10 protein-coding genes and 1 pseudogene are annotated in these 12,010 nt (G+C 71.1%); 6 read left to right on the forward strand and 5 right to left on the reverse strand.

Annotated elements, in window-relative coordinates; translation table 11 throughout:
- Window positions 1-191, forward strand: a pseudogene (locus AB0M52_RS21665) (transcriptional regulator); the annotation flags it as partial.
- 202 nt (window positions 192-393) lie between these two features.
- Here AB0M52_RS21665 and AB0M52_RS21670 read toward each other — a convergent pair.
- The gene (locus AB0M52_RS21670; RefSeq protein ID WP_363956462.1) at window positions 394-1,581 is read right to left on the reverse strand and encodes a glycosyltransferase; all 1,188 of its coding nucleotides are present in this window, start codon (window positions 1,579-1,581) and stop codon (window positions 394-396) included.
- A 188-nt stretch (window positions 1,582-1,769) separates the two neighbouring features.
- Here AB0M52_RS21670 and AB0M52_RS21675 point away from each other — a divergent pair, with 188 nt between their 5' ends.
- The 3 genes from AB0M52_RS21675 (at window position 1,770) to AB0M52_RS21685 (ending at window position 3,795) form a co-directional block, all read left to right on the forward strand.
- Entirely contained in the window at window positions 1,770-2,543 is a 774-nt protein-coding gene (locus AB0M52_RS21675; protein ID WP_363956465.1) for a class I SAM-dependent methyltransferase, read from the forward strand.
- 143 nt (window positions 2,544-2,686) lie between these two features.
- A complete protein-coding gene (locus tag AB0M52_RS21680; RefSeq protein ID WP_363956467.1) occupies window positions 2,687-3,226 on the forward strand; it encodes an SRPBCC family protein in 540 nt (179 codons plus the stop codon).
- Window positions 3,226-3,795 (forward strand): SRPBCC family protein, encoded by a 570-nt coding sequence (locus AB0M52_RS21685; protein ID WP_363956470.1) that lies wholly within the window; start codon window positions 3,226-3,228, stop codon window positions 3,793-3,795. Before AB0M52_RS21680 ends, AB0M52_RS21685 begins: the two co-directional genes overlap by 1 nt.
- Before the next feature lie 148 nt (window positions 3,796-3,943).
- Here AB0M52_RS21685 and AB0M52_RS21690 read toward each other — a convergent pair whose 3' ends face one another.
- From AB0M52_RS21690 to AB0M52_RS21705, 4 genes are all read right to left on the reverse strand, one after another.
- A complete protein-coding gene (locus AB0M52_RS21690; RefSeq protein WP_363956473.1) occupies window positions 3,944-4,786 on the reverse strand; it encodes an ABC transporter permease in 843 nt (280 codons plus the stop codon).
- Window positions 4,783-5,775, reverse strand: a complete 993-nt coding sequence (locus tag AB0M52_RS21695) for an ATP-binding cassette domain-containing protein (protein ID WP_363956476.1) — start codon at window positions 5,773-5,775, stop codon at window positions 4,783-4,785. Before AB0M52_RS21695 ends, AB0M52_RS21690 begins: the two co-directional genes overlap by 4 nt.
- 127 nt (window positions 5,776-5,902) lie before the next feature.
- A complete protein-coding gene (locus AB0M52_RS21700) occupies window positions 5,903-7,609 on the reverse strand; it encodes an ABC transporter substrate-binding protein (protein WP_363956479.1) in 1,707 nt (568 codons plus the stop codon).
- A 24-nt stretch (window positions 7,610-7,633) separates the two neighbouring features.
- Window positions 7,634-8,632: a methyltransferase gene (locus tag AB0M52_RS21705; protein WP_363956482.1), complete on the reverse strand. Its 999-nt coding sequence runs from the start codon at window positions 8,630-8,632 to the stop codon at window positions 7,634-7,636.
- A 161-nt stretch (window positions 8,633-8,793) separates the two neighbouring features.
- Here AB0M52_RS21705 and AB0M52_RS21710 point away from each other — a divergent pair, with 161 nt between their 5' ends.
- Together AB0M52_RS21710 and AB0M52_RS21715 are read left to right on the forward strand one after the other, a co-directional pair.
- Complete coding sequence (locus tag AB0M52_RS21710; RefSeq protein WP_363956484.1) at window positions 8,794-10,161, forward strand: aminotransferase class V-fold PLP-dependent enzyme; 1,368 nt, start codon at window positions 8,794-8,796, stop codon at window positions 10,159-10,161.
- The gene (locus AB0M52_RS21715; protein ID WP_363956487.1) at window positions 10,162-11,838 is read left to right on the forward strand and encodes an ABC transporter substrate-binding protein; all 1,677 of its coding nucleotides are present in this window, start codon (window positions 10,162-10,164) and stop codon (window positions 11,836-11,838) included.
- Window positions 11,839-12,010 lie beyond the last annotated feature (172 nt).

Here is a 12,010-nt window from a genome sequence, read left to right on the forward strand (position 1 = left end):
TCTACGCCGTCGATCCGACACCGTTGCAGGAGCTGGACCACTGGCTGGACCGCTACCGGGGCTTCTGGAGCCAGCGCCTCGACGCCCTGGGCACGGAGATCGCACGGGGTCGCGTCCGGCGGCAGGCCGAGAGCGGTGAGGGGCGGGCAGGCCGCCGACCGCGCCGTCAGGCCGGTGACGCGGACGGCTAGCCGGACGCGCGCGGGCCGGGCCGCGCCGATGAACCCGTCCACCCGCACGGACCCGCTCCGGTCTGCGCCGCCCCTGAGCGGCCAGGGCCTGATCACGAGCCACCGGGACCGACGCACCGCGAACCGCGATGACCTGGCCGCACCGGGCAGCCGGTCACCGCGCGTCGCCGCGGCCGGCGCCGGCCCCGGTGCCGCACGGCGATCAGTTGGTCCGGCGCTCGGCGAACTCCGGCAGCCGGTGGACAACCTCCTCGGGCGCCGGCATGGCCGCGATCTCGGCGGCGACCGCCTTCGCCGCGGTCCGGTAGCTCTCGTCGGAGAGCAGCCGCTTCGCGGTGCTCGCCACGGCCTCGGCGTTGATGGCGTCGGGCGGCAGGTGGTCGCCGGCCTTGGCCTGCGCGACCGCCTGGGCGTTGGCGAAGGAGTCGCCGGCCCACGGGAAGGACAGCTGCGGCACGCCCGCGTCGAACGCGCCCAGCGTGGTCCCGCTGCCGCCGTGGTGCACCACCAGGTCGACGTGCGGCAGCAGCGCGGCCTGCGACACCCACGGCTCGACCCGGACGTTGGCCGGCACCTCGCCGAGGTGGGTGACGTCGAGGGACGGGCCGCTGGCCACGAGAACATCGACATCCAGCGTGGACAGCCCGTCGATGGCGGCCCGCAACACCTCGACGGTGCCGCCGCTGGAGGTGCCCAGGGTCAGGTACACCAGCGGGCGTGACCTGTCCCCTGAGGTCACCCAGCTCGGCACGTCCGTCCGCTCGGTGAAGGGAACCGGGCGCAGCTCGTACCGCTCGGCACGGGCTCGGAAGGCCGGCTCCTGCAACGAGGGCGGATAGATGTCGAGGAACGGGTTGCCGAACGCGTCGATGCGTCCCGGCGGAAGGTCGATGTCGAGTCGCGCGGCGAGCCGCCCAATTTCCTCCTCGATGGACCCGGTCAGCTCGTCCGGGGTGTCCCGGCCGACGCCGTGGCAGATCGTCGGGATCCCCGCCTTGGTGGCCGCCAGGCCCGCGCCGTAGTTGCTGATCTCCTGTACGACGAGGTCGGGGCGGAACCCCTCGATCACCGGCTGGAGCTCGTCGAAGATGCGCTGTGGCATCACGTTCCCGAACACGATCTGGGGCAGCTCACTGAGCTGCTCGGGGGTCAGCCCCTCGGGGCTGTCGGTGTCGAAGCGGATCCGCAGCGCCGCCAGGAAGCCGTCGAAGACCGGCATTCCGGTCGCGACCGGGTCGAAGCCCTGGGCGCGCAGGGTGTCCGCGAAACCCTCACCGGTGGCGAAGGTGATCTCGTGGCCCGCGTCGCGGGCGGCCGCGGCGAGCGGCAGTAGGGGGTAGGTGTGGCCGTGTGTCCCGAGGCTGGCGAACAGCACACGCACGTCGATCACATGCCTTTCCGGGGAGCGTCAGCAGGAAGACTCATCAACTTGACTCATATCTAGCACATGCTTGAGTCGATCTACATTGGTCTAGCTTGCGGAGCTGCCCCCACCGGCGATCCCGGCATGTTGTGCCACCCAACCTCGCTCAACTACGCTTGAAACAATAAAGTGATCTACGTATCGGGAGGCACTGGATGGGCAGCGGTGACGGCCAGGACCTGCGTGCGTTCGTGCACGACTCGGCCGAGGAGACGGATACGACCCAGCGCCTGACGAAGCTTCTGACCAACTCCCCCATTCCGACCGAGGAACTGGTCAACAACCTTCCTCTCTTCCTGCGCCGACACCAGATAACCGATCTACTGTCCATGGACCACCTCTACCGCGAGGTGCTGGACGTGCCGGGCGTGATCATGGAGTTCGGCGTCCGGTTCGGCCGCCACCTCGCCGCCTTCACCGCCCTGCGCGGCCTCTACGAGCCGTACAACCCGCTGCGGCGCATCATCGGCTTCGACACCTTCACCGGGTTTCCCGAGGTCCACGAGGTCGACATGGTCGGCCCGACCGCGTACCGGGGACGCTTCGCCACGCCCGGGGGCTACCCGGCGTACCTGCAGGAGGTCCTGGAGGCCCACGAATGCAGCGAGTTCTTCGGCCACGTGACGCAGCGCAGCGTGCTGGTGGAGGGGGACGTCCGGGAGACGGTGCCGCGCTACCTGGCGGAGAACCCGCAGACGGTCATCGCCCTGGCCTACTTCGACCTGGATCTCTACGAGCCGACCAAGGCGGTTCTGGAGGCGATCCGGCCGCACCTCACCAAGGGCAGCATCGTCGCCTTCGACGAGCTGGACAACCCGAAGTGGCCGGGCGAGAACGTCGCGATGCGGGAGGTGTTCGGCCTGGACCACGCCCCGCTGCGCCTGATTCCCGGCCGGCCGGCCCCGGCGTACCTGCGGTGGGGCGACTGAGCTCGAGTGTTCACCCGTGGCACCGGGCCGATCGAGCGGACAACGTATAAACTAAGGCTTACGTTTGTGCCGACTTATGGAGGACCGGGCAGCGGGGCTCGACAGACCGCCCGTCTTCCGCACAGCGACAGTGAGGACGAGACATGCCACAGGAGAAGACCGTGCCGGCGAAGACCACGGCGGCCAAGAGCACCGCCGCCAGGAAGCCGAAACCCCCGAACTACGACCCCTTCGTCCGGCACAGCGTCACGGTCAAGGCCGACCGCAAGACCGCCTTCAAAGTCTTCCTGGAAGACTTCCCGCAGTGGTGGCCGAAGAACTTCCGCACCACGAAGGTCGGCGCTCCGCTGGGCGTCGACCCCAAGACGGGCGGACGCCTCTACGAGATCGACGAGCAGGGCGAGGAGCACACCTTCGGTCTGATCCGCAAGGTGGACGGGCCGGACACGCTGGCCGTCGGCTGGCGCCTCAACGGCTTCGGCCGCATCGACCCGGACAACGCCAGCGAGTTCACCGTGACGTTCGTGCCGGACGGCCAGAAGAAGACCCGGGTGGACGTCGAGCACACCCACTTCGACCGGATGGGCACCAAGCACGCCAAGCGGGTGCGCAACGGAATGGACAAGGGCTGGCCGACCATCCTCGCGTCCTTCCAGACGAAGATCGAGGACGGGACGTCGTAGTGAGTGACCTCAACAACCCCGTGGCCTCCGGCCAGCCGACCGAGCGGGTGCTCGGCCAGCGGTCCATCCCGGCCGGCGAGGCCCGCAGCATCATCATCCAGCAGCGCTACGACGCCCCCATCGAGGAGGTCTGGAGCGCCTGCACCGACCCGAACCGGATCAACCGCTGGTTCATCGAGCCGAAGGGCGACCTACGGCAGGGCGGCACCTTCGCTCTCCAGGGCAACGCCCACGGCGACATCCTGCGCTGCGAGCCGCCGCGCCGGCTCACCCTCAGCTGGGTCTACGGCGACAAGCCGGACAGCGAGGTGGAACTGCGGCTCAGCGAGGAGGGCGCCGGCACGCTGCTCGAACTGGAGCACGCCACGGTCTCCGACCAGATGCTCACCGAGGTGGGCGTGGGATGGGAGATGGCCCTCGACTTCCTGGGCATGTTCCTGCGGGGCGACCTGCCCGGCGGACCGATTCCCGAGGACGCCGCCGCCGAGTTCGAGCCGAGCCCCGAGATGATGCGGATCGCCCAGGAACGCGCCGAGACCTGGGCGGCCCTGGTCAACTCCGGCTCCTGAACGACGCCCGCCCGCAGCTGCCGACGGTGGCCCGGCCGGACCACACCTCCGGCCGGGCCACCGTCGTGCCTCCCACGGCCGGCTGCGCGTACGGGATCGCCGCCAGCCCCGGTCCCCCTGAGATGAGGAACCGGGGCCGGGCGCGCGCTCAGCGTTGCTTGCGGCTGTAGAGCAGGACGGTCGGCGGCGCGAAGAGGACGACGAGCACGGCGCAGGCGAGCAGGCCGGCCCCCAGGTCGCCTGAGGCCAGGTCGCCGTGCATCAGGCCGCGGGTGGTGGTCGCCGCGTGGGTGACCGGGTTGAGCTTCACCACCGCCTCCAGCCAGCCCGGCATGGTCTGCGACGGCGCCAGGATGTTGCTGCCGAACAGCAGGATGAACTGGAGCAGGTTGACGATGCCGGCCGCGGCCGTCGGCTGGGGGATCAGCACCGCGAAGAACATCCACAACCAGCTCACGCTGAAGGTGAAGAGCTGCAGGTAGAGCAGCGCGAGCAGCACCCCGGAGAAGCCGCCGTCCGGACGGAAGCCCAGCAGCAGGCCCAGCGCCAGCGGCACGACCGAGGTCAACGCGTATCGCAGGACGTCGCCGCCCATCGTGCCGACCAGCACCGCGGGCTGCCAGATCGGGGTGCTGCGCACCCGGTCGAACATGCCGGTCGCGATGTCCCGGTTGAGCGTGAGGGCGCTCATCATGCTCGACGCCACCAGCGACAGGACGATAACGCCGGGCAGGAAGAACTGGAGGTACTCCCGGGGCGATCCGGCGATCGCGCCACCGAGCAGGTAGGTGAAGACCAGCGTCAGGATCACCGGGAAGACCACGGCGGTGCCCAGGTGGTCCTGTACGTACTTGAGCTTGATGAGCGTCCGCCAGGCAAACGTGCGGCAGGCGAAGATCGGTCCTGGTGCCGGCGGCCGTTGCGCGCCGGCCACCGACCGGCTGAAGATCTCGGCTGCGGCTGGCCGAGCCTCCGTGCTGGATGACGTCATGCCGGTACCTCTGCTTCTTCTTCTCGGGTGCCGTCGAGCGTGGAGTGGCCGGTGAGCGCGAGAAACACCGTGTCGAGTGAGGGTTTGCCGAGGGTGAAGTCCTCGACGCCGATGCCGGCGCGGGCCAACTCGCCCAGGGCCCGTGCGGCCCGGTCGGCGTCGGCGATCTTCACCAACAGCCGCGACGGGTCTGAGTCGGAGTCGGGCGCGACGCTGGCGCCGATCGCACCGGCGAGCAGCGCACCCGCCTCGGCGCGGCGCGCGGGATCGACGAGCTGGACCTCCAGCACACCTTCGGCGCGACTGGCCTTCAGCTCCGGCGGGGTGCCCCGCGCGACCAGGCGACCCTGGTCGATCAGCGTCAGCTCGTCGGCCAGGTGATCGGCCTCGTCGAGATACTGCGTGGTCAGCAGGACGGTGCCGCCGTCACGGACGAGGTCCCGGATCATCTGCCAAACCTCGCTGCGGCTGCGGGGATCGAGACCGGTGGTCGGCTCGTCGAGGAACAGCAGCTCGGGCGTCACCACCATGCTCGCGGCCACGTCGATGCGCCGCCGCTGGCCACCGGAGTAGGTCTTGACCAGGCGGTTGCCGACGTCGGTCAGATCGAACGCGGCCAGCAGCTGCTCGGCGCGGGCACGCGCCGGGCCGTGCCGCAGCCCCTGGAGGCGGCCGGCGAGAATCAGGTTCTGCAGGCCGGTCATGTCCTCGTCGAGCGCCATGGTCTGCCCGGTCAGGCCGATCCGGCGGCGCACCGCCGACGCCTCGCGCACCACGTCATGGCCGAGGACCGTCGCCGTGCCGGAAGTCGGCCGCAGCAGGGTTGTGAGCATCTTGATGGCGGTCGTCTTGCCGGCACCGTTGGGACCCAGCACACCGTGGATCGTCCCGGTGCGCACCGCCAGGTCCAAACCGTCGACGGCGCGCGTCTCCCCGTAGACCTTCACCAGCTCATGGGTCTCGATGGCCAGCGCTGGGTTGGTTGTCATGCTCTCTCCCGTCGCGTCACAGGCGAACTCGGGCAGCCGAATCGCGAAATCTCGCCCGGATCAAGCTACAGAACCTACTTATATCATTCAAGCCTGCTATTAGCCGTGACGACATTAGTGGCAGCCATCAGTCCGGCGGGTCCAGCCACAGGTTGGCCGCGTCGTACCAGCGGTCGACGTGCGGGAGCGGAATCGCGTCGCGGACCCGGGCGCTGGTCAGGTGCTCGATGGTCGGCTCACAGACCAGGATCGGCACGATCGCCACGTCGGCGAGGACCTGCCGGTCGACCCGGTGCCACAGCTCCGCCGCCTCGACCTCGGTCGGCGCGGACAGTGCGCGGTCGATCAGGTCGTCGACGACCGGGTTGAGGTAGCCGCCGTAGTTCGCCGTGCCGACCGCGGTGTGGGACTGGAACATCGGCTGGACGTACGACCGGCCGTTGTTGCCGAACCAGTCGGGCATGAAGGCGGCCGGGGTGATGTCCCAGTCCCCCGCCGCCGCGCGTTTGGGATCCTGCAGGATGCGGTAGTACTCGTCGGTCTGGTCGATCTCCACCAGCCGGACATCGACGCCGCCCGCGGTCAGGTCCTCCGCGATCGCCTTGGCCACCTGGCCGTGCACCGCGTCGATCCGATAGATCATGGTCAGCGTCAGCCCGTCCGGGTAACCCGCCTCGGCCAGCAGCTCCCGGCAGCGCGCGCGGTCGCCCCGGTCGCCGGCCGTCGGGTACGGGTCGTACTCGCGGTGGCCGACGTTGCCGGGCGGGATGACGGCGTGCGCGGGACGGGTCACGGTGCCGATGTTCATGTCGTCGAAGAACCGGACCAGCCGCGCCTTGTCGATGGCGTACGCGATGGCCAGCCGGACCTCCCGCCGGCGCAACGCGCCGCCCTCCCGCGGGCTGTGCAGGTTGAAGGCGAGGTAGGGGTTGAGCGCCCAGCCGAGGTCACGGTCGGCCTCGGTGCGCCGGCGCGGCCGCCCGACGGCGGCGCCCCAGGACAGGTCCGCCCGACCGCTGGCGATCTCGGCGCGCACCCGCTCGTCGCTCACCCGGGCCATCCGGACGTCGATCCGCGCGACGTAGCGGCGGCGGATCGGGTCGGCGTCGGCTCGCCAGGCCGGGTTGTGGTCCATGGTGAGGTGGCTGCCCGGGACGTAGCTGGTGATCCGGTACGGCCCGTTCGAACGCACCTGCCGGGCGAAGTCCGGGCTGTCCGGGACCAGTTCGTCGTACTCGGGTGGTGCCGCCGAGGCGAACGGCATCGCCAGCAGGTTGAGCAGGTCGTTGGCGGGCCGCAGCAGCTCGATCACCAGCGTCCGGTGGTCGACGGCCCGCAGCCCGGAGATGTCGTGGCCGTTCTGGTAGGCGGCCAACTGCGCGGCGGTGGGCGTACGGCCGGCGAAGCGGGCCCGGTAGCCCTCGGCGAACTCCGCCATCCCGGCGATGGTGCTGGTGTAGTAGGCGAGCGCGCCCGCGCCGGCCACCGGGTTCGCCATCCGCTTGAAGCCGCGCACGAAGTCCCCGGCGGTGACCGGCCGGGGCGGGCTGGTGTCCCAGCAGACTCCGTCGCGCAGGCGGACGGTGTAGCGCCGGCCGTCCGCGCTGAGCCCGCCGTTGGCGACGGTGGGCAGCTCGGCGGCCACGTCCGGGACCGGCACCAGCGCGCTGGCGTCCTCTGTGGTCGGATAGCTGAACAGCTGCCGGGCGAACAGCCGGATCACCTGGTGGGAGAAGGCGTAGTAGGCCGCGGCGGGATCGAGGTGGTCGAGCCCGCCGGGGCCGTAGTAGCGCAACGTGCCGCCGTGGCGGGGGCGCGGGTCGTGGTCCGGCACGGGTCTGCGGCCCTCTCTCCCTGCTCAGGCCGGCACGCCGACCGCGACGGACATCACCGACGAGGTGCCCACCACCCGCTCCAGGCGCAGGCCGGCGGCCTCGAACAGCGGCACAAGCTCGTCGGCCGTACGCTCCTGGCCGGTGCGCGCGGCCAGCATCATGAAGTCCATCTCCTTGCTCTGGTGCGGGTCGTTGCCCTCCGGCACGATCGCGTCGACCATCAGGACCCGGCCGTGCGCCGGCATGACCCGCCGGCAGTTGGCCAGGATCCGGACGCTGTGCTCGTCGTCCCAGTTGTGCAGGATCCGCTTGAGCACGTGCACGTCGGCGTGCGGCGCCTCGCTGAGGAAGTCGCCGGCGACGACCTTCCAGCGCCCGGCCACCTCCGGCTCGTCCAGCCGGTGCCGGGCGACCACCTCGGCCCGGTCCAGCAGGATTCCCTGCAGGCCGGGATGCTCGCGCAGGACGGTGAGCAGGAAGCCACCCCGCCCGCCACCGACGTCGGCGACGGTGCCGGTCTCGGGGAAGAGGCCGGTGCGGGCGAGGATCAGGTGCTCGGCGGCGCTGACCGTCTCCATGCCCTGGTAGTAGAGCGCCTCGACCTCGGCGTCGTTGTCGAAGTAGTCGTCCAGCGAGCCGCCGAAGATCTCGGCGAACGCGGGCCGCTCCGGCCCCATCGCGGCCGTCACCCGGTGGCTCATCGTCCAGAACATGCTGTCGGTGAACATGAGGATGCCGGCCCGCGCCGGCACCGGGGAGTCCGAGCGCAGCGCGGCGCCCTTGTCGGTGAGGCCGAACCGGCCGTCGCGCTCGTGCACGACGTCCCGCGCGGCGAGCAGCCGCAGCACCCGCCGCAACGCGTCGGCGTCGGTGCCGGTGGCGGCGGCCAGCTCGGCCGCCGTACGCGGTCCGTCGGCCAGGTGGTCGGCGACGTTCACCGCCGCGGCCGCCCGCAGGGCAGCCGCGTACGTGTAGCCCATCGCCTCCTGGTAGAGGGCCAGCGCCGACTGCAACCTGTCCATGTCCCCTCCGGCCCGTGATCGCGGACTGCCCGGTGCACTGTCCTGAATGCTATACCTGAATGAAGTTGGTGTCAGGGAGGCCGGGCGGGTTTACCGCAACTTGCGCGATAGTCGCACCCCAATTCACTTGAGAAAGTAGTGGTGGTTCGTCTTCGGCCCGGGTGCATACGACCTCCGGGCACGCCGTTGGCTACGAAGGGATCGCCGTGAGCCATACCGTGGAATCCCCGGGCCCGGCCGCCGTCTCGGCGTCGGTGTCACCGAGCCCGTTGCGCACCGCGTCGTGGGCCCGCATCCGGGAGCTGTTCGCCCTGGACCCGACGACCGTGCACCTCAACACCGGAACCGTCGGCGCGATGCCGTACGAGGTGCTGGACACCGTCGACCGGGTCACCCGGCAGTGGACCGGCGGGCTGCTCGACGTCTACCGCCCGGCCATGTTCACCGAGTACCGGGACTACATCGCGCGAACGTTCGGGGTGGACGAGGACGAGATCGTCATCTGCCACAACGCCACCGAGGGGGTCGCCCGGGTCATCCACGGGCTGGACCTGCGCGAGGGCGACGAGGTGGTGACCACCACCCACGAGTGCTACTCGGTGCTGTCCAACTTCAACCTGCTGCGCAACCGGCACGGCATCGTGGTACGCACCGTCACCCCGCCGTCGGGCCACGACGTGCGGGCCGAGGAGATCGTCGAATTGGTCGAGTCGGCGATCACGCCGCGTACCAAGGTCCTGTCGTTCGCGGCGATCACGCTGTTCACCGGCACCATGTTCCCGGTCCGGCAGCTGTGCGAGCTGGCCCACCGGCACGGCCTGACCACCGTCATCGACGGCGCGCTGATCCCCGGGATGCTCGACGTCAACCTGCGCGACTACGGCGCCGACTTCATCACCTGCTCCGGCTCGAAGTTCCAGTGCGGGCCGCTGGGCACCGGCCTGATCTACATCCGCAACAAGGTCGTCCCCGAGTCCAACCCGCTGCCGCTGCCCACCTTCTGGCCGCTCATCTCGACCTGGTACCCGATGATGGGCAGCCCGCCGCCGCGTACCGCCACCGAGGTGGAGAGCTACAACATGGGCGACTACCTGCAGAGCGCGGGCAGCGCCAACCTGGCCCGGGGCGCCGCGCTCGCCCGCGCGTTCGAGCTGTGGGACGACATCGGACGGGACCGGATCGAGGCGTACGTCATGGACCTCGCCGAGTACGCCCGTGGCCGGCTGATCGAGGGCTTCGGCGTCGAGGCCCTGTACTCCCCCGGCGCCGATCCCCGGCTGCGCTCACCGCTGATCGCGTTCAATCCGTTCCGCCGTCCGGAGGACGCCTGGAACATCAAGAAGTTCATCACCTTCGTCAAGCGGCTGGAGACCGAGCACCGGATCTGGACCCGCTGGACCGAGTTCGACGTTCCCGGTTCCCCGCACCAGCACTACGCCGCGCGCATCACCACGCACCTGTTCAACACCCGGGAAGAGATCGACCACAGCGTCCGGACGATGGTCCGCCTTGCCGAGGAGATGTCCTAAGTGACCCAGGCACGCAGCGCGGTGACCACCGCGCCCGACACCCGGCAGCAGGACACCCTGCGGCTGCTCGGTCCGGCCGCCGTCCACCAGGCCGATCCGGCCGCCGCCTGGTCCCCGGCCGAGCGCCAACTGCTGCGCCTGACCACACGGCAACTGGTCAGCTACCGCGCGGCGCCCGACCCGACCGACTGGCGGGCGCTCGGCCCGGTCGGCGACCTGGCCGTCGACGTGCCCTCGACCTACAACGCCGGGCTCGGTGCCAGCCACCGCTCGTACGTGGCGCACCTGCGCCCGGACGTGTGGTGGGACACCCCGCAGCCTCGACGGATCACCGCCCACGACGTCGTACGCGGCTTCAAGCGCCTGGCCAACCCGGTCACCCGCCACCCCGCTCTGGCCTACTTCCGGGGCACGCTGCGTGGCATGGACCGGTACTGCGACGAGTACGCCGACGCGGTCGCCGGCCAGCCGGTCACCGCCGCGCTGCTGGCCGCCTTCGCCGACGCCAACGAACTGCCCGGCGTGTTCGCCGTCGACGACGAGACGGTCGTCCTCGAACTCGTCCGCCCGGCGCTGGACTTTCCCGACCTGCTCGCCCTGAGTTGCGCCTCCCCGGCCCCGGCCGAGTACGACGCGTACCTGCCGGGCAGCCCCGAGCTGCACGCCAACCTGGTCGCCAGCGGTCCGTACCAGATCGCCTCCTGGCAGCCCGGGGAGGCGATCCGGCTGGAGCCGAACCCGACCTGGCGGCCGGAGAGCGACCCGGTGCGGCGCCGGCGGTTCGCCGCTGTCGAGTTCCGGGTGTCCACCGGCGGTCCACGCCAGCTGGCCGACCGGCTCGCCGCCGACGAGGCCGACCTGCCGTGGGGCGGGCCCGTCGGCCCGGTGCCCGGGCACCGGGCCGACCCGTTCCTGGTGTTCAACCTGCGCGACCCGGCCAACCCGGCGGTCGGCTCGGCCGCTGTGCGGCGGGTGGTCGCCGACACGATCGACCGGTCGGCGCTGGCCCGGATCGCCGGCGCCGCCGACCCGTGGTCGGAAATCCGCGAGGCGCACACGGTGGTGCCGCCGGGCAACGACGGCCACCGACCGCCGGACCCGCTCGCCGACCCGCTACCCCCCGACGGCACCGCGCGCGAGCGGCTCGCCGCTGCCGGGCACCCGAACGGGCTCGTCCTGACCGCGGTGCACCCCGACACCGCCGAGGACCTGGCGTTGGCCCGCACCTGGGCGGCCGACCTGGGTGCGGCCGGTGTCGAGGTGCGGCTGGTGGCGCTGGACGAGGTGAGTCACCGGGCGCTGCTGGCCGGCACCGCGGACGCCCCGGGCCTGGGCTGGGACGTCAGCACCGCGTCGCGCTCGGCACCGTGGGGGTACGGCAACGCCCGGGCGTTCCTCCAGCCGCTGGTGGACGCCGGCAATCCCGGCGGCTACCGCGATCCGGAGGTCGACCGGATCGTCGAGCAGGCGCTGGACGCTGCCGATCCCCGGGAGGCCGTGGCGCGTTGGCAGGAGGTGCAGCGCCGCCTGCTCGCCGCCGCGGCCGTCGTACCCCTGCTGTTCCGGCGGGCGACGGACGCCGCGCCGCGCGGCCCCCGGGTGCGCGACGTGGATCCCCTGCCCTCGCTCGGCGGCCTGGCCGACCTCGGTGAGGTGCGCCTGGAGGGGAGGCCGTGAGCGAGCGGCAGCGAGCGAACCAGCAACGCCGGGAAAATGCCGACCCGCAGCGCAGCGGAGGGGAGGCATGAGCGGCAGCGAGGACGTCGTCACCGGCTACCTCGCGCTCGGCCTGCGGATGGGTCGGCTCATCCCCCGCTACTTCCGACGGATCCGGCGTGGCAGGCGCGCC

The sequence above is a fragment of the Micromonospora sp. NPDC051296 genome (assembly GCF_040682255.1).
Taxonomy (GTDB): domain Bacteria; phylum Actinomycetota; class Actinomycetes; order Mycobacteriales; family Micromonosporaceae; genus Micromonospora; species Micromonospora craterilacus.